The following is a 21,323-nucleotide window of genomic DNA, read 5'->3' as shown; positions in this document are numbered from 1 at the left end:
CCGAAAGTGCGATCGCTTCTAAAACTCAAACAATGCACTGATTAAAATACGCGTAGGCGCAGCCCAACCCAAGCATCGCTTCATACCATTTCACTAAAATCCTGATACAAATTCTTTCCCCTCTGCTCCCCTGCTCCTCTGCTCCCCTGCTTGTCTAAATGTATCAACCTTAAAGTGAAACGGTATCACTGGTATTTGCCGATCTAAACATTAACTGCTGTTCAAATTTTATAAGAGTTATGAAAATTCAGCAGGAGAGTGTTCTTTTTGACTTCCCTCAGGGAACACTTTTTTTAATATAAAGCGATCGCAGCAGATGAGTAAGTATATACCTAAGAATCTTTAGTGTACTGAAGTAGACTAAAGCTTGTAGCCTGGAACTAAAGTTCAAGGCGGGTGAGGAAGCCAACAGTTAAGCTTAAGTTGACACGTATGGGTAATACCGTGTCCCTAGCCGTGTAGTTTATTCAGAAGAAAATCGTTACAAAAGTAAGCAATTCCACTGAAATATTTGATAAAGGATTAAACAATTTATCTTTAATCCTTTATCTATAGCCGGAGTTTATCAAATTTGTGTAAAAAGATTACTGAATATCTGAAGAATAGATTGATACTATTGTTTGCCAAGGTTAAGCTGGTAATAATATGAACAGGAAACCTTTTGATCCTGATAACTGGAATGACCGCTAATAGTTTATCAATTAGTCAGGAATATCCGCATTGTATTACGTCTAACTCTAGACAGGTAAGTGTGCAAATTGCCCAAGAAGAGGTTTATAGCTTCTTCATACGAATTGTTAACACAATGTCGCCAGATGAAGTTTTGTGCGAATTCAAAGCTTTTTTCATAGACGGTCTTGATTTAGAATATTCTCATTCTGTACCTGAGATATACCATCTTTTTTTAAATGATAAAGAACAGGATTTTCGTAATACACTTAAGCGCTGTATATATATAATAATTAATACTTGGAAAACTAATAGAAAGGATAAATATATCCAAGAATTAGTTAACTTATTTGATATTAAAAATTTAAAAGTAAAAGCTAATTATTTGCCAGGTTTAAATACCTGTAAAAGCTGGCTAGAAAATTTTATAAATAGCAAAGACTATCAAGAAATAAAACTATTTGCTGCTAAACATGACGAATTACATAAAGGTCATTGGGCTAATCGCTACACTTCCTATTTCTTAGTTGCTCAATCTGTTAACGAGAATAATCCAAGAGAGCAACAAGAGGCTGCTAAAAAGCTTTATAGACAGATAAAAGACAAATATAAGTTTGAACTGGCAATGTATATCGCTCGTTCTCAATCTACCGTCTCAAGCACAGCACGCTACAAAAATCCTAGTGTCTTGGGAGATAATGCTCTGCGTTTAATTAAAGCAATTGTTTTAAGAAAAGGTGCATTTAGCCATGAAAATATTGCCAATATATTTATCAAGCAAATTCAAGGGCAAACCCTTGAACAGTTTAAAATAAGTATAGAAAAGTATCTATTTTTTTCTGTAGACAATCAAGAATTAGTTAAAACTTTGCGGCAACAGTTTGCAGAATTTTTATCTTTATGGAAGAAAGATTATAATCAAGAAATTCTTACTAAAGAATTGTTTTTGAGAGCCTGTAATCGAGTCATTGATTATTTTACAACAGAAAACGGTAAAGAACCTTCGTTATTATTTGTATTACTACTTACTCAAGGTCACTCTTTAACATTGGTAATTATACTATTAAAGACTATTTTGATTTCTAGAAATTCTCGTAGACATTTAGAAATTAAAATTGCTCATTTGATTCGTTATTACGAACAATATCCTGAAGAAGAGTGTCAGTGGGTAATTAATTTTATGGAAATTTTTAATATAACGTTTGCAATTTACGCAGAAAATGTAGAATACAACTTGATTAAGGTGGAAGAAGATGAAAGCAGTAATCCACAATTAAATCTGGATGCTTATCGAGTGTTTTCACAGATGAAGGTGGATAGACAAAAATGAGTGTCGTCTGATTCATGATTTAGCAAGGCGTTCGTCTAACCAAGCCAAAGCAGCACCCGCAGTTTCAGCTACAATACTAATGAGGCGATATAAAGCGATCGCACTAAATACTAAAGCAGATGGAAAGTGGTGTCGTAAAAGTTCATACGCGGTTGCTTCAAACACACCTAACCCACCAGGCGCACCCGGAATCACAAGCCCCAACAACCAAGCGCCGCTAAAAGCTCCTAATAATAAAGGAATTTGATTCACATTCAACGAACCCAAGGCGAACATAGTTAATATAAACCCAGTGGCACGTAGTCCCATAAAGCCTAATTCTCCTAATAAAGGCCGTAGGGGATAGCTTTTAAGACTGAAGGGAACAGTTGCTTCAGTCGTGACAGCAGACTTTTTTGCTTTCAATTTGTATAAAAAGCGAATAACTGGGTTTAAAAACCAAGGATGAATCGCACAAAGAACTATAGCTAAACTCAGTAATTGTAATATTTCTAGAACAAAAGTACTATTAGCTGCTGCAAATTGGCTGCTGCATAAAACAATGATAATTAAAGCAGCTGTTAGCATGAGTAGGGGTTCTAGCAAAACGCTTAAGGTAGCTGCACCAGCAGAAATATTGGCATTTTTGGCGGCGATAATTCGCCCGTAGTAATGCCAGATATTACCTGGTAAATACTTTGCTATGTTTGTTTTTAGATAAACCTGGATGAACTCAGGAGACGACACAGGTTGATTTAACTCTTTCAGAATCCAAGTCCAGATCCAGCCTGCCCAAGTATGTGCTAGTAAAGTAACGCCTGTAGCGATCGCTATAATTGCCCATCCTACCCCATCAATGCGAATAGAAGTTACTCCAATCCAATTATCCTTCAAAGCTTTCGCTAAAAAAAACAGCGTTCCGCCCAAAATTATCCAACGTAAAAATTGCTTCATAAATTTAGTAATTTAACGGTTAGAGCAACAAGGGGGCAATGCCTCAACTATTACAGTAAATCAACGACCTATTAAACCAATTCGCAGTTCGCAATTACGTTTTGTAACGGGGATTTAGCTTAGGCATCAAAACGCGCTGCTTGATGAAGCAGGGGACTAAAACCCCTGAACTAGATTCAAAGCTTTTGAAGTATCAAACAGGTTCATGTAGTTCTTTTCACGAAACTTATATTACTTTATTTTATATCTCTCTAGAGTTAGATAAAAATATTGTTTTTATAGTAATTAAAATGTAGCCTGCGCTAGAGGTCAAGCGCATTTTATTATTCATATCCTTGAAAAAGGTTGTCAAATAGAGCAAACCAAGACAAGCACAATAACTTGCTGACCACTCCAAAGATTCAGCAAACTCTTAACTTATTAATGTTTTGGTAAGGAGGACTACGTGAACGCTGTGAGACTATTCTTGAAAAAAATAAGATTGCGCCAAATAGTAACTATCTTTTTAGCTGGACTGTTGTTGATAGTTAGCACTGCTTGTAGTGGGGCAAATGCTCAAGGTGCAAATCCACAAAATCCTGCTGTACAAGCTGGCGGAGCAAACAATCCTTATAAAAATGGTGGAGATAACTATACCAACAACAAATTGTCTACCGATCCGAAAATAGCAAACCCAAAAGCTAATAAGGGACGCGACCAAGCTAGCTTACAACCAAGTTCGGAATTATTGATTGCTACAACAGATAGAGAATCCAAGATCCTTTATCCTGGTGCTGAGACACCAGCAGGTCGAATCGAGAAAGAAGCAGAACTACCAATTATCACAGATAAAGACTTCCGAGAACCTGAACCAGGTGGTTTGATTCAAGATGAATCAAAGGTAGGAAATCGGATTCAAGACCGGATTGAGACTGTAAAAGAGAATGTTGAAGAAGCTTCCGGCTTTTTGCAAGATAAGGGGAATGAAGCTGCTGCTAGACCTGAATTACGAACAAATCCAGCAGTAGGCAAATAAAACTCTTATTTTTTTGAATGCCGTTGGATGTAAAATTAATTCCAAATGCCTTCTTGGTTGAAGTTTAAGTTAGTCGCAAAAATGCATGGAGTAAAAGTATGAAAAAAGCAATGAATTGGCTCAAAAGCATTCGTCCCTTGAAAATTTTAACTGTTTTTTTTGCAGGAGCATTCTTATTTCTGACACAAGCTTGTGGCGATCCAGGAGTAGCAACACAACCACCACAGCCTAATGATCAACCAGGTTATACCAAACGATATGATCCCACAAAAGATTATCCTCTCTCTTCTCCTGAAGGTGGGATAAATAACTTTAGTGATGTAGATCCTAGAGCGAAATCAGATGAAAAGGCAGCTAATGACAGAGGTGATGCGCTGGCGAAAAATTCTCAAAAAAATGTCGATCAAAAGGGAATTGATAGCCCAGAACAATATGGTCGAAATTTCAAACAAGGTACACCCTTTGGTCAAAGAGTGAAAAACTTGGGCGAAGATATCGGCAGTTCAGCTGATGAATTGGGAAAAGGCGTAGTTAAGGGTACTCAACGAGGAATTGAAAATCTGAAGGGAAATACCCAGAATGCAGCTGAAGGCGTGACAAAGAATGTTCAGCGTAGAGCTGAGGATGCTGGTAAAAATGTTCAGCGCACAGCTGAAGATGCGAGCAATGCAGTGAAGAAAGCAGTTGATTAAAATTTAGTTCTTCAATCTCCTGCAAAAATATGAAAGTTCCCACACAGCTTTAGTCTGGGGTTATCTAAACAAAGCCTGCATAAGCAGGCTTTGTTTGATCTGTAGTTATACCAATTCTCCAATCTTACTGCATCTAAGTTTCTTAATTGCGTTAGCGTAGCGGGGCGTAGCCCATTGCGAATTGGTATTAATTGCTTATTAAACCGGAAGAACCCCACCCTATCAAGCTATGCTTTATCCCCTCCCCGCAAGCCTACGGTGTATACACAAGTCCTAAAATCATTGCCTGGTAAGATACAAGCCTTGGTAGGCAAGGTTTTGAGTTAAGCAAACTGATTATCAATAGTGTCAGCTTATTGATAGAGTACTAATGGAAAATCAAGGATTTTAAAAATAATTTTCCGTTGTTTTTCGTTGATTTGATTGCCAACTCGACTTGTGTATACACGGTAGCCCCGCAAGCGAGGAGGGGATAAAGCAGAGGCGGTCTGAGTCTATGATCGCACGCTTGAACTAACAGGCTTGGTCAAACGGAAGCCCCTGCATTCTTCAACGTTATCGTCTTATACTGCCTCTACCTACCTTTACCTTCTGTGATCCTTCAACAATTTGGTAAAGTTTATCTTCAAATTTTTGCATACATGCTGACCAATCAAAGTCAAGTATGGAGGGGCGAGCGTTCCGAGTCATATCTGCTTTCAAATTGGGATTTTCTAAAATCGCAATCACTTTTTGAGCAAAGTCTGTGGGGTTGTTGGCTTGGGCAAGAAAGCCGTTATGACCAGGAGATACCTGTTCTGAGGTTGAGGGTGCAATAACTGCAACTAGAGGGGTTCCAGAGGCTAGTGCTTCGTTATTTGTAGTGCAAAAGTTTTCCGTAATGGAGGGATTGACAAAGACATCCGCTCTGGCAAACCAACCTAAAAGTTCTGTACCATGAGACTCGCCCCATACAGTAATACCTGATCCAAATTTTTCGGCACGCTGACGAATTTCTTTATCTAGTGGGCCACTACCAACAATCACTAGATGAACATCAGGAATTTTGGCAGCAATGAGTGGAAATATATCAAGCAGTTGGTTAACATTCTTTTCTGGGGTGATGCGTCCGACAAACAAGAGAGTTGGTCGGTTGTCGTTAGGAATTGGGTTATAACAAATGTTTCGCGGGTGAAATTTTTGGCAATCAATGCCTTGATAAGGGACGTATTCGGCGCGTTGGCATTTCAGTTCTTCGTATTTAGTGAGTTGTTCTTTAGAAGAAAAGTAATTGAAGTCATAAGACTCACTAAATTGCTTGACTAAAATGGGAATGATGGGACGAACAAAATTAAAGAATTTATCCCCAAAGTAATATTTGATATATGCAACAATATCTGTATGGAAGAGTGATATTGTTGGTGTGCCTGTTCGTCTTGCGTATTGCGTACCAATCGGGCGACCATAACCTTGCAAGAAAAATGAGTATAAACCTCTCATTTGCGCGGCTTCTTCAACTATGATAATATCGGGCTGAAATTTATCCAGCAACTTAGTATCGCTCCAATATCGATAGTTCAACGGTTGAGGTAGAGACTTGTAAAATAGCAGGGGTTGTGTAGGGAATGCGTAAGTAGAGAGGTTGGGGAAAGACTGAATTTCATTTAAACCAGGCATGGGGCGATCGCCTACATTTTTTGGATAGCGATCGTTAATTTGTGGATGGATTAGAAAAACCTCATGTCCCTGCTCTAGAAACCAACGAACTCGTTGGTGTACTGCAACGGAAACTCCAGTTAAGAAAGGAGCGTACAATCCTGTAAATAGTGCAATCCGAAGTGGTTTCTTAGTCATAAAGAATGGGAATATTTCACAAAAATGCTGGTTTTGAATTTAGGACTTACGCAGCAAATGTTTCATAAACATTCTGATTCTTTAGCTCATAAATTCCCGCTAATATAGTTAGACTAAGGATTTACGCTTTTTCAAATAGCCGAAGTTTGAGATTGTGAAGAGGATGTTTATAAACCTGGATTATAAACTATGAAAGTATCCAAAATATTAAGCTAAAATCCCCCTTAATATATTTGTCTAAACCCTTACTATTAATACAAATACACTGGTGTATTTTGATAAGGGTTCTAACTAATATAATTCTACTAAATATAAGATTATATAATTTAAAGACTAGGGAATGTTTAGTGTAATAACTTTCATACCCTAGTTCATATTTAGCAATTTAATTCAAAGAGAAACCTTGCTATCAATAGGCTGATCCAACCATTGATAAGGGCGATATTCAACTAGCCGGACATTCCAAGGCCCTTGAACCCTGTAGGAAACACCGCGCCAAGTAACTGTTGAAACCCATAGAGATGATAGCATCGCTAACCCATAAACCCATTGTGTCAAGGGAATCGCAATCAACATTTTGATGATTGTAGTAGCTGATAATTTTGCAATCGCCTGGTCATTAGAGCGAACCACTCGCTGTATCTCTAATTCCAACACGAGCATTATCAAAAGTAACCCGACATTATAGACACTATAGCAGCCTAACAAGAGAGTCGCAGCTTCCCATTTTGCCTCTAACAACGACTCAAGAACTAAAATGATCAGTGCAGTAGGAAACAAAATACTAGAAACAGCTTCACTAACCAAAGCTAACCAACGTGGATGATAGAGTCGAGAACAAAGAATGAGGCGCTTGAGATAATCTATTAAATTAAATAAATTAGTTTCTTCCCGATTTACAATCAGCAGCGAAGGCACAAACTTTACCTGCAATCCCTGTTTTTTGAGGATGTCGTGCATCATAAAATCTTCGCCTAAAGCTTGTCCCCACTTATCAAGCAGTTCTGTTTGGCGAAGCACTTCTGTTTTTACAGCTAAAGTCCCACCCCAAGGAATTTGAAAGAGAAACATTTGCACAACTGTGGCTACATTACCGGCGTATCGCACTAAAGATCCCCAATACTTACCTGTAGGTACATACCAACGATTACCGGTTGTTGCTCCTACTTTCGCATCCCCCAAAGGACTGACTAATTCTCGCAGCCAATTTATATGGACTATAGTATCAGCATCTACTAAAGCAACCACTTTGTAAGAATCATCCAACTCACCGACAGCTTGGATTAAAGAACTGCATTTGAGACTACAATTGTTGCGTACTATTCTCAAAGGGCTGATTTGAACGTTGGTCGCTTCTTGCTCTGTGATGGTTTCACTAGCAATTTTCCAAGCGGGATCTTCGTGACTATCAACGATCAATTTTAAATCATATTGTGGGTAGTTTTGATTTAGGAGCGATCGCAAACATCTAGGCAAAAACGGATCGGCTCCGCGTAGACAAAGAATCACTGCGGTTTTGGGTAACTGCTCATCTGGTAATAAGTTTTTTTTAGATGAGCGCAGATACCATATAAAAACAAGCGTTAAACACACCTGAATAACCAGCCAACCCGTCAAAGACTTAGACAGAAATATTGCCAAATCTTCCATTAAATTTTTAGTCTCCGACAGAATAAGGGATTGAGCATGGGGCATTGGAAAGAGGACAAGGGGCAGGGAGCGGGGAGCAGAGGGGAGAAGTAATACCAATTCGCACTCGCTTTTTCGCCCATTCGCAATTAAGAAACTTAGATGCAGCAAGACTTTTCTGATTTACATCTGTTGCTTCATTTTGGAGAATTGGTATAATTTTTGTTCTCCCTCTGCCCCCTTTCCCCTGCTTCTTCCCTACTCCCCACTGCTTTATGAATCCAGCGAATATTTCATAATGATGTTAACTGTTGTATTTTTGTTTACAACAAAACAGGCATCACGAAACTTTGGTGTACCTGTTTGTATAGACACAGTTGGATTTTTGGAAATTCCAAAACCTTCTTTGGGAATACCGAAAAAGTCTTTATTGAGTTTGCGATCGCCATTTTGATCATCAACTACAGCGACAGCATAAGTTCCAGGCTTCAAACCGGAAAATTGTTTTTTCACAGAATTGCCAGTAATCTTAGCGCAGCCACTTTGAGATCCGCTAGAATTACTCATCGGGAATCCTTGTTCACTTGCGTAAACTCTGAAGCAAATCTTACCTTTTTGATGATGTATTCCATTTACCACAACATTAAGTGTTGCAGTTGGCTCTGCATTCGCTGTTCTAGCAAAGCTGAAGCTTACTAAAGTAGCAAGCAAAACATGACAAACTTGAGATAGTTTCAACATAGTTTTGTAGTGAATAAGAGGTGATTTGTGGCTTGAAAAAAAGCTATATTTGCCAGCTTATTTTTCTGAAGTGATTCGTTCAAAGTCTGACTGGCTGTTTTTTAATTGATGCTGCTTGCAAACCTTTCCAAAGATTTAGCACCACCATTAGCAAATCTTTCAGCAGAAGATATTCTGCCCCTACTAACTGCTGATATAAACTTCTATAGCAACATAGCTGCTCATAGAAACTTAAAGAACTACGCCATATAGAGAGTAGATACTCCCATAATATTCTCCAATGTGGCAACAAAATTTGTCCTTTATTTGCTGAATCAAACCACACTGCATAGGCATAAAAATCAGGCAGCATACTCAATGAGTGTTTTTTTCTGTTGTTAGTAAACAACAAATAATTAGGGAAATACATACTCATTGATTGTTGCGGATGGCTTCTGGCAAAAAATAGGTATTCAGGAATTTCATAAAACCTACCGAGAATACCAAGTCTTAACAAGAAAATCCCATCTGCATTACCATAACCACCCATAGGCGGTGTTATTTTCAAGGCACTGGCGCGAATTACACCGTAACATTGATAACATAAATGCTTGGTCAGCAATTCGTGAAAACGCTCGTGTGGTTTTAGTGCATCTGCCTTGAGTTTAATATCATAGTTTTGGAGAAAACTCCCCTTTTCATCAATGAAATATGTTTGGGAATGACACAAGATGATAGTAGGATCTTGGTCAAGCACCTCAACACACTTCTTGATAAAATCTGGAGCATGTAGATCATCATAGGCTGCCCACTTAAAGTACTCACCCGAAGACAATTTAAAAACTTGATTGAAGTTACGGGCGCAACCGATATTATTGTCATTGCGGTAGTAACAAATACGCTTGTCTTGCTCGGCATAAGCTCTACAGATTTCTTCAGTTTTATCTGTAGATGCATTATCTGAAATAATTATCTCAAAATCTTCAAAGGTCTGAGCTAAGAGTGAATCTATGGCTTCTTTGATAAATTTTTCACCATTATATACAGGTAAACCAATGCTTAATCGTGGCTGATTGCTACTCATAGAAAACAACTATTCTAAAAACCTGTGGATTATTTGATGCTTAATTGCAGATAATTGTTAGGCAGATGCAACATAATAATCCAGAAGCCAGAATTTAGTAGGTAGGGTGAGGAACATAGCAAGATACCGCAGGGTAACCCAACATGAATTATCAAGGCTTTCTTAGGTTTCACTTATGTTCAACCCAACCTACTACTCTAATTATCCCTATTCCCTACTCCCCACTCCCCACTCCCTTCTCTCAAAAGACTATTTCATCAAGCTTTGAATATCTGTTTTTTGCAGCCATTCATGTGTTCGCTGCATTCCTGATTCTAGGTCAATTGTTGGTTTATAATTTAATAGGCTTTCTGCTTTTGCAATCGAACAAGCATAGGGACGAGTCATAAAATCTATAGACTCTGGTAAAATATCAACTTTTTTGCGAAAAAGTTTTTGTCCTTGAACGCGTAGCTTTAAAAACAACTTGATTTCATCTTTCGGTAATGAAAGTGGTGCTGATAAACCTTCGATTGCTGCTAAACGCATAAAGTACTCTTTCCACGAAGTTTCTTGTCCGTCGGTGATATTAAATATTTCACCATAGGTTTCTTTTTCGATCGCAAGAAAGATAGCATCAATCAAGTTATCTATATATACATGATTGATTACTCCTTTACCTTCGTTGGCATAGGCAAATAATTTTTGACGCATCATTAGAATTGGTCTGACTATCCAAGGAATACTTCCTGGGCCATAGACATCTCCAGCTCGAATAATAATGATGCCAAAATCCGGAGAATTGTTTAGTTCCAAAAATGCTTTTTCAGCTTCTATTTTCGTTTGACAGTATGGATTATTTTCGCCAGAGAGTGGGCCGGATTCTGTAATACCATTAGGATAGTTGAAACCGTAAACCATCACACTGGATAGATGCACAAATGTTTTGACACCAGATTGTTTAGCGGCTTTAGCTATGTTGAGTGTACCGCCAACATTGACATCACGAAAATGGTTAATTGCGCCAGCTTCTTCGGCAATTTGCTCTGTATGTAAAACGATATCTACTCCCTGGCAAGCTTTTTGAGCAATAGCAGAATCGGTGATACTACCAATAATTACTTCAACACCTAAATTTTGTAATTGTTTGTTCTGTTCTGTAGAAGTTTGCAGTCCACGGACATTGATTCCTTGCGCTATAGCTAGCTCGGCTGTACGCAAACCGACAAGTTGATCAATCCCAGTGATTAGCAGGGTTTTGTTTTTGAGGTTCATAAATTTGGACTTATTGTTAAATAGGTGAATTTGATTTATTAGATAGAAAGTTTCAAAGTTTTACCGAATTGGAACTTTGGTAAAAACTTTTAACTTAAAACCTACAATGGGTATAAAGAGCAATTTTTCTGTGGAGAGTTTGCATCTATCCTTACTTATGACACTATATCAACGCAAAATAATTTGATTAGTTTGCTGTTAAGAATAGCTAGAAAATATCTCCCGGATCTGCGGAGCGAAGTTTATTGATAGCAAGCGCTCCAGATGCTATGCACATTAAAACCGTTGAGGTTAAGACAATGAGTGCATTATTAATGGTCATAAAGATTGGTAGTTTAGTTGCTTCTGCTGCAAAGTCATATAACAAAACAGAAGTGATAAATCCTGGGATATAACCTAAAATTGCCAAAATCAAAGCTTGCTGAAATACCACATTTAATAAATATTTATTGGCATAACCTATGGCTTTTAAAGTGGCGTAAGCAACAAATTGTGTAGCAATATTGCTGTAAAGAATTTGATAAACAATAACTACACCAACAACCGCAGCCATTGTCAACATCAAGTTAAGAATAAAACCAATGGGTGTTCTGACAGCCCAATATTTTTTCTCAAAATCAATAAAGCCTTGGCGTGTAAAAACTTGGACATCATTAGGCAAAGTTGCTTGCAGATTTTTCAGTACTATTTCTGCATTAGTACCAGGTTTGAGGGAAATCAAACCGATATCGATCATATCTGCCGGACGGGTATTGGGATTTATCCTAAGAAAAGTTGAGTCACTGACAAGCAAGTTTCCGTCTACCCCAAAGGAAGGCCCTAAGCTGAATAAGCCACCAATTCTAACTCTATAACCAATTAATGAATTGAAGGGAAATATTTCAATTGTCTGTGCAGTATCTCCCGCATCAAATTTTTTAGCTATTGGGCCAAACTCTGGGCGAGAACTCCGATCAAAAAGCACGACATCGGGAATTTTCAGTTTATCTAAATTTTTCTCGACTTCTGCAATGTTCATCACAGGTCTACCCGGATCGAAACCAATGACGTATATTGAATATTTCTCGCCAGTTGCCGGATTTTTTAATTTGGCAAATTGCAAATACATAGGGCTAACTGACTCTACGCCATCAAACGCCAGAGATTGATACAAACGAGTCCGTGAAAAGCTTTGATTTGAGGTCAAAGATTTATATTGAGAACTAACTAAAAATAAATCTCCTTTGAGATTCTGATGTACTGCGGTCGCACTTGAATAGAGAGCATCTTGAAAACCAAGTTGCACAAACATTAACAGCACAATAAAACCAATCCCAGCTACAGCTACTAGTAAACGAATTTTTTGTTGGGCTAGCTGTAGCCATCCTAAAGGAATTTTGAAAATCATGGATTTATTTGTAATTTGTGAATGACCAATGCCCCTTAAGAGTGCTAAATAATGAGTGTTGTTAGCAAATAGCTAGAGTTTAGCCTGTGCCCCTTTACTCACAACTTGGAACGGGCAACTATAGCTATCCGCTAACGAAACTCGCAACTGTTTTGCTCCATACCTAATAACTAAATATGAATGGCAACATCCACCTGTAAGTTGGTTAAACGAGCAACCTTTTCACTATCTGCGGGACTATCGATGGAAATTTTCACTTCAATTATTCTGCGGTCTGTATCTGAGCCAGGGTTTAGGCTGAAGATGTTTTGCTTGTCAACTTGCCAACCAATCTCTTTTACAGTTCCTTTTATTGTTCCAGTAAATGCAGTGCTGGTAATTGTGGCTTTTTGTCCTACACGCACTTTTTGAACATCGGTTTGATACACCTCTGCAATCACATACATTTGAGATGTCTTACCTATCTCAGCAAATCCTCGGCTGGCGCTGATGACTTCTCCGGTTTTGGCGTGAATTTTCAAAATTTTGCCATTTATGGGAGCTTTGATATAACTTAAATCCAAGTCGGCTTTTGCTTGTTGAACGGAAGTTGTTGCACTGTTGACTTCGGTTTGTGCTACCTGAACATCTACACTACGCACTTCACTAATACTGGTGAGTTGCGCTTGTGCTTGCTTGCGTTGTTCTTGGTATGTGTCTTGAGTCCGCTTGAGAGTGGCTTGGGCTTCTGCTAACTGCTGTTGTGTAGTCTTTAGTTGCAAAGCTTTGCTATCTGCTACAGAAGCCGCGATCGCACCTTGTTTATATAATTGCTGATAGCGATTATTTTCAGCTTGAGCATTGTCTACTTCCGCCTGAATACGGTCGATTGTCGCCTGTTGGGTAGCAACGTCTCCTTTATATTGTGGCTCTAAACGGGCGATCGCGGCCTTTTGAGCATTGATATCTCCGGTTTTTGCTCCAGATTTCACCTGCGCTAGTTTAGCTTTGGCAACTTGCAGTTGGTCTAAAGCTTGTTGCAATGCGGTTCTAGAACGACCATAATTTTCTAGATAGGCCAGTACTTGCCCTGTTTTAACCGTATCGCCTTCTTTTACCAACAGTCTGTCTACTCGCACGCCATTATTGGAAGTGGGAGCAGTCAAAGTAGTAACTTCGCCTTCTGGTTCTAAACGTCCCAAGGCTGTCACAGCAAGTTTCACAGGAGTGACTGCTTTTGGAGGATTTGTTGCTGGTGTGACAACTTTAGATTTAGACCAAAACGGTATCAAACTATAAAAAGCTATTAATCCCGCCGCTAAGGTGAGAGAAGCTGCTAAAATTACTTGCGATCGCCCTACGGGTTTTGTGAATAATCGGCTTTCTTTATTTACTGCCATCTTTTCATTCCAATTCTGTTTTCTAGGGGATAGCCTGGTTATATTTAATCGCTTAGATATAGACTCATCCGCAAATTACCAAGAGGGCTTTTCCTCTAAGGTTTCTACCTTAATAAAGTGGATGGGTCTAAATTGGTTTTATATGAATTGTTGTACGCTTTTGCCGCCCAAACTCACTATTGTGGCGTGAAAATTAATGGTGGTGTTACTTCAAAGCTTCCTAAGTTATATCCTAATTTGACATCTAATCCCGTAGCGTAAAATACAATAGGGCTGACCAGAAAACTTAACTTTCAAGAACAATGAAGCGCTAATAAAAATGATCTCAAAGTTCGGATAAACTTGTTATTAACAATGGCATAAAAGTTAGATTTTGTCAACTGATTAGCTTTGCATAAGTCCTGATTCTCTCACTAAAATATTTCATCACAGTCAGATTAGAGACTGAAGAAATTTACTCATTACTAATCGCTCGTTTGCTAATTGAATACCAAAAGATAGTTTGTTATTAAGCAGATTTGATATTACTAACAGATTATTATCAGCAAGGTTGTGTAGTATTAGACATTCTTATCAGCTTTGTTCATAGTAATTAAAGGCGTGAAGCAATACATTTGGTGCGTTATACCAATTCTGTATGAATATGCACCTATAGTGCAATAACGAACCGCCAAGTACGCCAAGTACGCCAATAAATAAAGAGATTTGGCGCAGCTCCACAAAGAATGTTTATCAAGTAACATACTAAAAATTAACATTTGCTTTATAAATAACTGCTTTGCGTCTTAACTTGACTTATATTGAAAAATAACCCGAAACTTTGACTAAATTATGATGTTTCTCTGAAAAAACATACTTATGATTATTCAATTTATCTATGTATTCATAGAATTGTTATTTACTAGACAACAGATTTGCATTGTTAAGTTAATTCAGTACAAATTTTTGGCTAACCCGTAGATAACAAAATATCTCACAGATTTATATAGTCATAAATTATACTTTCATGTTGAATTCTATTCAAAAGTTACACCAGCAAGAATGGAAGTTTATTTATAAAATAACTTTAAAGGAATGATTTAGTTTATGTAAAGTGTGTTATTGTTTTTATTAATTCAATGCTTAAAAGCAGTTAGACAAACTAGTTATTTAATTAGAATTTAAAAATTAAAAATAACTAAAATTAACTGTTTATCCATCACATTATGATCGTTTAATTACTTCTAAACTTGCATAAACTCGGATAAAAGGTGGTGTCTTTTCTGTAACGAACTTGTCAACTTTCCTGGGTCAAATCCCATAAAATATATTATCCTGGACGTTGAAACTGGCTATGACATTGATCGAGATACAGAACGTTGTCATTAATAACAGCTATGTTGCTGTGGTTGGGCTAGAGAATCAAAAAGTTTCGGGTGAGAAAAGCGTTTCTGTTCCTTTAGCTACTCCTCAGTTGTCATCGTTCCAGTGGGATAGCATTGCTCAAAATCTCTACTATTACAAATGCATTGAATTCACTGGTCAAGCAGGTATTACACTCCAAGACTATTTTACCAGTTTTAACAACGTCATCAACCTATTGCCACAATATCAAGAGTCTAGCGTTGGATAACATTTTTTTGCGATGTCTACGACGGGCTACGCCTACGCAGTTTGCCAAAGTCGCCTGGAAACATAAGGCTTTACCCCGGCAGTATGTATCGTGTGGTGTCGATTTCAAGACAAGCATTTAGCAAAGATAAGATAGCTAATTGCTTACAAAACCAGAGTTTTTCATTAATTAGTAGGCAACAGAATTACTGTAGCTACACAATCCACAGTACTAACTATGCCCTATGTCTGCTTATTCGATTGATACTGCCTTAGCGGAGTTAGAAAGCCTTATCAATAATTGTGAGAAGGCTGTGATGAGGTCTATAGAGGAAAAAAACATGAAGTCAGATAAATCAGATAAATCAGTGTCAATTAACAAAATTAACAGACAATTACAACACAATCCTATCGCCATTGTTGGCATGGCTTCTCTATTGCCTCAAGCCAGAAATTTGCGGGAATACTGGCAAAATATAGTAAACAAAATTGACTGTATTACTGATGTTCCTGCTACTCACTGGAGTGTTGAAGATTATTACGATCCGAATCCCAGAACTACTGAAGATAAAACTTATTGTAAAAGAGGTGGGTTTCTTCCAGAAGTAGATTTTAACCCGATGGAATTCGGTATACCACCTAGCATTTTGGAAGTCACAGATGTATCGCAACTATTAAGTTTAGTAGTTGCGAAAGAGGCGATGGAAGATGCTGGTTATGGCGAAAAACGTGAGTTTAACCGTGAGATGGTTGGGGTAATCTTAGGCGTGGCGATGGCCAAGCAATTAGGAATGCCACTTTCTGCCAGGTTGGAATATCCAATTTGGGAAAAAGCACTCAAAAGTAGTGGTTTATCCGATGAAGATACTCAAAAAATCGTTGATAAAATCAGAAGCGCTTATGTGAAGTGGGATGAGAACGCTTTCCCTGGAATGTTAGCTAACGTAGTCGCGGGTAGAATTGCCAATCGCCTAAACTTTGGCGGAATGAATTGCGTAGTTGATGCCGCTTGCGCTAGTTCCTTTGGCGCTTTAAAGATGGCAATTAGCGAACTAGTTGAACATCGTTCAGACATGATGCTGACTGGTGGCGTTGATACCGATAACACCATCATGGCTTACATCTCGTTCAGCAAAACACCGGCTGTTTCTCCTAGTGAAAATGTCAAACCTTTCGATGCTAAATCCGATGGGATGATGCTGGGTGAAGGTATCGGGATGATTGTTCTCAAACGGTTAGAAGATGCTGAACGGGACAACGATAAAATATATGCCGTAATTAAAGGTATTGGTACTTCCAGCGATGGACGTTATAAGAGCATTTATGCTCCCCGCAAAGAAGGTCAAGTTAAAGCCTTAGAACGTGCTTATGAAGATGCCGGCTTCTCTCCTGCAACTGTTGGTTTGATGGAAGCACATGGCACCGGGACAATGGCTGGAGATCCGACAGAATTCGGTTCTTTAAAAGATTTCTTTGATGTACATGATGACAAAAAGCAGCACATCGCTTTGGGTAGTGTGAAATCGCAAATCGGACACACAAAAGCGGCTGCGGGTGCGGCGAGTTTGATTAAAACTGCTTTGGCTTTACATCACAAAGTATTACCGCCCACAATTAACATCACCGAGCCAAACCCCAAACTCAGCATTAAAACTTCATCCTTTTATTTGAATACCGAAACTAGACCTTGGATTCGTCCAGAAGGGGAAGCACCAAGACGCGCAGGTGTCAGTTCCTTTGGCTTTGGCGGCACTAACTATCACGTTGTTTTGGAAGAATATGAAGCTGACCAAAACCAGGCTTACCGCTTACACAGTGATGCTAGTGAAGTGCTGTTGTTTGCTCCTACAGTAGACCAATTGTTGAGCAAGTCGGAAGAGATTTTAGGTAAGTTGCGATCGCCTGAAGCACCCACACATTACGCACAATTAGTCAATGAGTGCAAATCACAACAAATTCCCCTTTCTGCTGCCAGATTTGGGTTTGTAGCTGAGAATCTCGGAGAAGCTTGTAAGTTGCTGCAAACTAGCATTGAGTGGCTGAAACACAAAGGAACAGCAGCATCTTGGGAGCATCCCCAAGGGATTTATTATCGTTCCTCTGGTATGGAGTTGGGCGGAAAAGTTGTCTCTCTATTTTCTGGTCAAGGTTCGCAATACTTGGAAATGGGACGCGAACTGGTGATGAATTTTCCTTTGATGCGCCGTCTGCATGGTTATATGGATAGCCTGTTGCTCAAAGATAATTTGCAGCCGTTGTCAGAAATCGTTTTTCCTCATCCTGTGTTTGGAGAGGCAGAAAAGAATGTCCAAATTGCTGCCTTGCAACGCACAGAATATGCTCAACCAGCCATCGGGGTGTTGAGTGCAGGGATGTACAGCATACTGCAACAAGCTGGATTTAAGTCAGATTTTGTGGCCGGTCATAGCTTTGGTGAACTAACAGCGCTATGGGCTGCGGGGGTTTTGAGTACTGAAGATTACTTGTTCTTAGTGAAAGCTAGGGGTCAAGCAATGGCTGCACCCGAAGATCCAGATCATGATGCGGGAAGTATGTTGGCTGTCAAAGAAGATATCAGCAAAGTGGAAGCAGTGCTGAGACATTTTCCCCAAGTTGCGATCGCTAATCAAAATTCTCCCACTCAATTTGTCTTGGCTGGGCCGACCGCAGAAATAGCGAGAATCAAAGAGGCTTTACACGAGAAAGGATATACAGCTGTATTGTTACCTGTGTCAGCAGCGTTCCATACACCGCTAATTGCCTTTGCTCAGAAATCCTTTGCGATCGCTACCAAGTCCGTCAAGTTCCAAAGTCCTAAAATCCCTGTTTACAGCAACGTTACCAGTAAGCAGTATCCCAAAGAACCCCAAGGTATTCAAAAGATTCTGGAAACGCACCTTTCCAACTCAGTGCTGTTTAAGCAGGAAATTGAAAATATCTATGCGGCGGGTGGTACTTGCTTTGTGGAATTTGGGCCGAGAAGAATTCTTACTAACTTAGTCAAAGATATCCTTGGCGATCGCCCTCATATCACCGTATCTTTGAACCCCAGCGTTCAAAAGAATAGCGATCGCTCTTTGCGGGAAGCAGTTGTGCAGTTGCGGGTGATAGGTATGGCTTTGAATAATCTCGATCCTTACCAACTTCCCCAAACTATACCCCCAATTGAGACGAAGAAGACATTAAATGTCCGTTTAAACGGGATAAACTACAGATCCGAAAAAACGAAAAATGCCTTCGCTCTAGCTTTGCAAGATGGGCATAAAGTCACATTACCCACCCCCGAATATTCTGATGCGGCTCCTTTATTTAGCAGCCCAGGTGTAACTCCACCTCTGGCTGTAATTGAGACTAACGGACATAAAAAATCCACCGCAACAATGAACGGTGTGAGTTCTAATATCATCACCCAAACAGAGCAACAAATGAATCCTGTGACCCTTTCACAACCAGCCCAGGAATCTAAGATGCAACCAACACCAGAAAAACTTACAAATTACGAACAACTTTTAGCAAGTTTAGAATATCTCCTGACACAGTTCCAGGAAAATCAAGCCGAGAATTTACAAGTTCACGGTACTTATCTCAACCATCAAATGGAATACGCTAAAGCGTTTTTCCAACTGATGCAGCAGCAAAATTCTTTGTTGAGTGAAAGTAAATCAACAGCCGAAACTGCCAAAATGAAGCTAGTTGTCATGGAAAGCTTAGAGCGTAGCATGATGCAGTTTCACTCCCAACAAGGTGAAACTCTACGCATCCATGAGCAATATCTTCAAGAGCAGTTGGAATATACTAAGAGCTTTTTCCAACTCATACAGCAAGAGTATTCTCAAATCATCTCTGGTGATGGAGCAACCCAATTAACAGAGATAAGCAATTTCACTCCCTTCACAACAGAAACAACTGTTAGTGATGCACCAGTACCTGCTACTACCAAGATAGTAGAAAGCCAGCCTTTGCCTGTAACTGAGCCTGTAGCTAAAAACGGCTTAAATGTTACCCAAGAACCTCTCCCGGCTGCTGTAGAGCCAATACAGACGCGATCGCTCGCGTCTCTACCAACTCCGCATTTCGCAACTGTCGAGACAGTAGAGCCACCTGTCCCAGTAGTAGAACCCCAAGCCGAGGTTGTAGTCAAAATTAGCACACCTCCAGTCGAGGAAGTTGTTGCATTCACCCCAGAACCAGCACCCACAACTGCTGCACCTGTATCTGGCGCAACCATCGATATTGTTGACTTAGATAAAAACCTGTTAGCCATCACCAGCGACAAGACCGGCTACCCAGTCGAAATGCTGGAAATGGACATGGATATGGAGGCTGATTTAGGAATTGACTCCATCAAACGGGTGGAAATCTTAGGTGCGTTACAGGAAATGTACCCCAACCTACCCAAACCCAATTTAGAAGAACTGTCAGAAAAACGCACCATCGGTCAAGTTGTAGAGTATCTGCAATCCCACGCTTCTAGAAGTGTTTCTGTAGAAATTGCAATTCACGAAGTACAACAAACCGAGATTTCAGTAGAGGCTGCACCAGTAGTTGAGGTAGTCGTTGCACCTGAACCAAGTGTAGTTGTCGCATTCACTCCAGAACCAGAACCCGCTACAAGTTACTCCAACAAAGAGGAGCTAGCGCTGAAGACAGGTTTCCCGTCGCAGGCGACTGGCGTTGAACTGGCAAACCCGGAGGGTGATGAATTTGCAAACTTAGGTGAAACCCTGTTAGCCATCACCAGCGATAAAACCGGCTATCCAGTGGAGATGCTGGAACTGGAAATGGACATGGAAGCCGACTTAGGAATTGATTCCATCAAACGGGTAGAAATCTTAGGGGCGATGCAAGAAATGTACCCCAACTTACCCAAGCCAAATATCGAAGAACTTGGAGACCTCCGCACCATCGGTCAAATAGTCGATTACCTACAGCAGTTGGCTGGAGGTGAAAAAAAAAAGTCTGAGCCTGAGTTTGTCCAACAGCAGCCACCCCAATTAGAACATGAACTAGAGCATACTATCCAGCGCCATCCGGTCAAACTCAGAAGTCTCGCACAGCCCGATTATTTGGATTTCACGTTACCAGAGGGACACATCGGTTTAATCACCGATGATGGTTCCCTCACCACTTATAAATTAACTGAATCCCTAATCGAGAAAGGTTGGAAAGTAGTAGTTATCAGCTTCCCCCAATCGCTGATCGCCCAACAAGCGCCTTTACCGACAGGAGTAACCCGCGTCACCTTAGCAAACTTAAGTGAAGAACATCTTCAACAACAATTGCAAGCGATCGCATCTCACTGTGGAGCGATTGGGGCCTTTATCCACCTACATCCGATGTTTGTAGGAAATCACACCGGAAGTATTTCTTATAACGAATCAGAAAAGGCGATCGTCAAGCACGTATTTTTGATGGCGAAACACCTCAAACCTTCTCTAAACGAAGCCGCAAAGCATGGACGTAGTTGTTTCTGCACAGTAGCTCACCTTGATGGAGCCTTCGGCTTAGAGTATAAAGTCAACTTCGGTGCGATCGGCGCTGGTTTATTTGGATTAACCAAAACTCTGAGATGGGAATGGCCAAAGGTTTTCACTCGTGCGATCGATTTAAGTCCCAGACTTGACGCTAAACAGTCAGTACAAAATATCATCGCCGAACTTCATGACCCCAACCTTTATATAAGTGAAGTTGGCTACGGCTCACAAGGACGAGTCACCCTCATCGCCGATTAATCTCTTCTCTCTGCGCTCTTTGCGTCTCTGTGGTTCGTTAAAAAAAAACCGTAGAGGCGCAGAGGACACAGAGAAA

Annotated in this window: 13 protein-coding genes; 5 read left to right on the top strand and 8 right to left on the bottom strand. The window is 39.7% G+C overall.

Annotated elements, in window-relative coordinates:
- The first annotated feature begins 679 nt into the window (after positions 1 to 679).
- Entirely contained in the window at positions 680 to 1,999 is a 1,320-nt protein-coding gene (locus RMY00_RS25725; RefSeq protein WP_322650265.1) for a hypothetical protein, read from the top strand.
- Positions 2,000 to 2,011: 12 nt separating this feature from the next.
- Here the strand turns inward: RMY00_RS25725 and RMY00_RS25720 are convergent, their stop codons facing one another.
- Positions 2,012 to 2,932: a lysylphosphatidylglycerol synthase domain-containing protein gene (locus RMY00_RS25720; RefSeq protein WP_322650264.1), complete on the bottom strand. Its 921-nt coding sequence runs from the start codon at positions 2,930 to 2,932 to the stop codon at positions 2,012 to 2,014.
- Positions 2,933 to 3,377: 445 nt separating this feature from the next.
- Here RMY00_RS25720 and RMY00_RS25715 point away from each other — a divergent pair, with 445 nt between their 5' ends.
- Positions 3,378 to 3,947: a DUF6658 family protein gene (locus RMY00_RS25715; protein ID WP_322650263.1), complete on the top strand. Its 570-nt coding sequence runs from the start codon at positions 3,378 to 3,380 to the stop codon at positions 3,945 to 3,947.
- Between the two features lie 98 nt (positions 3,948 to 4,045).
- On the top strand, positions 4,046 to 4,639 hold the full coding sequence (locus RMY00_RS25710) for a hypothetical protein (protein ID WP_322650262.1): 594 nt from the start codon (positions 4,046 to 4,048) through the stop codon (positions 4,637 to 4,639).
- Positions 4,640 to 5,194: 555 nt separating this feature from the next.
- Here the strand turns inward: RMY00_RS25710 and RMY00_RS25705 are convergent.
- The 7 genes from RMY00_RS25705 to RMY00_RS25675 all read right to left on the bottom strand — a co-directional run bounded on the left by RMY00_RS25705 (position 5,195) and on the right by RMY00_RS25675 (position 13,925).
- A complete protein-coding gene (locus RMY00_RS25705) occupies positions 5,195 to 6,472 on the bottom strand; it encodes a glycosyltransferase (protein WP_322650261.1) in 1,278 nt (425 codons plus the stop codon).
- 390 nt (positions 6,473 to 6,862) lie between these two features.
- Complete coding sequence (locus tag RMY00_RS25700; protein ID WP_322650260.1) at positions 6,863 to 8,122, bottom strand: glycosyltransferase family 2 protein; 1,260 nt, start codon at positions 8,120 to 8,122, stop codon at positions 6,863 to 6,865.
- A 252-nt stretch (positions 8,123 to 8,374) separates the two neighbouring features.
- Positions 8,375 to 8,842 carry a DUF2141 domain-containing protein gene (locus RMY00_RS25695; RefSeq protein WP_322650259.1) on the bottom strand — a complete coding sequence of 156 codons (468 nt, stop codon included), beginning with the start codon at positions 8,840 to 8,842 and terminating at the stop codon, positions 8,375 to 8,377.
- 79 nt (positions 8,843 to 8,921) lie between these two features.
- On the bottom strand, positions 8,922 to 9,905 hold the full coding sequence (locus RMY00_RS25690; RefSeq protein WP_322650258.1) for a glycosyltransferase family 2 protein: 984 nt from the start codon (positions 9,903 to 9,905) through the stop codon (positions 8,922 to 8,924).
- Positions 9,906 to 10,154: 249 nt separating this feature from the next.
- On the bottom strand, positions 10,155 to 11,159 hold the full coding sequence (locus RMY00_RS25685; protein ID WP_322650257.1) for an NAD(P)-dependent oxidoreductase: 1,005 nt from the start codon (positions 11,157 to 11,159) through the stop codon (positions 10,155 to 10,157).
- A 208-nt stretch (positions 11,160 to 11,367) separates the two neighbouring features.
- Positions 11,368 to 12,546: an ABC transporter permease DevC gene (devC, locus tag RMY00_RS25680; protein WP_322650256.1), complete on the bottom strand. Its 1,179-nt coding sequence runs from the start codon at positions 12,544 to 12,546 to the stop codon at positions 11,368 to 11,370.
- Between the two features lie 170 nt (positions 12,547 to 12,716).
- Positions 12,717 to 13,925 carry an ABC exporter membrane fusion protein gene (locus tag RMY00_RS25675; protein WP_322650255.1) on the bottom strand — a complete coding sequence of 403 codons (1,209 nt, stop codon included), beginning with the start codon at positions 13,923 to 13,925 and terminating at the stop codon, positions 12,717 to 12,719.
- A 1,333-nt stretch (positions 13,926 to 15,258) separates the two neighbouring features.
- Here RMY00_RS25675 and RMY00_RS25670 point away from each other — a divergent pair.
- A complete protein-coding gene (locus RMY00_RS25670; RefSeq protein WP_322650254.1) occupies positions 15,259 to 15,537 on the top strand; it encodes a hypothetical protein in 279 nt (92 codons plus the stop codon).
- A 223-nt stretch (positions 15,538 to 15,760) separates the two neighbouring features.
- The gene (locus RMY00_RS25665) at positions 15,761 to 21,247 is read left to right on the top strand and encodes a polyketide synthase (protein WP_322650253.1); all 5,487 of its coding nucleotides are present in this window, start codon (positions 15,761 to 15,763) and stop codon (positions 21,245 to 21,247) included.
- Positions 21,248 to 21,323: the final 76 nt, after the last annotated feature.

Source organism: Nostoc sp. ChiVER01, assembly GCF_034531155.1.
Lineage (GTDB): Bacteria > Cyanobacteriota > Cyanobacteriia > Cyanobacteriales > Nostocaceae > Nostoc.
Note: the sequence above shows the minus strand (reverse complement) of the source record. Positions and strands in the feature narration are given on the sequence as shown.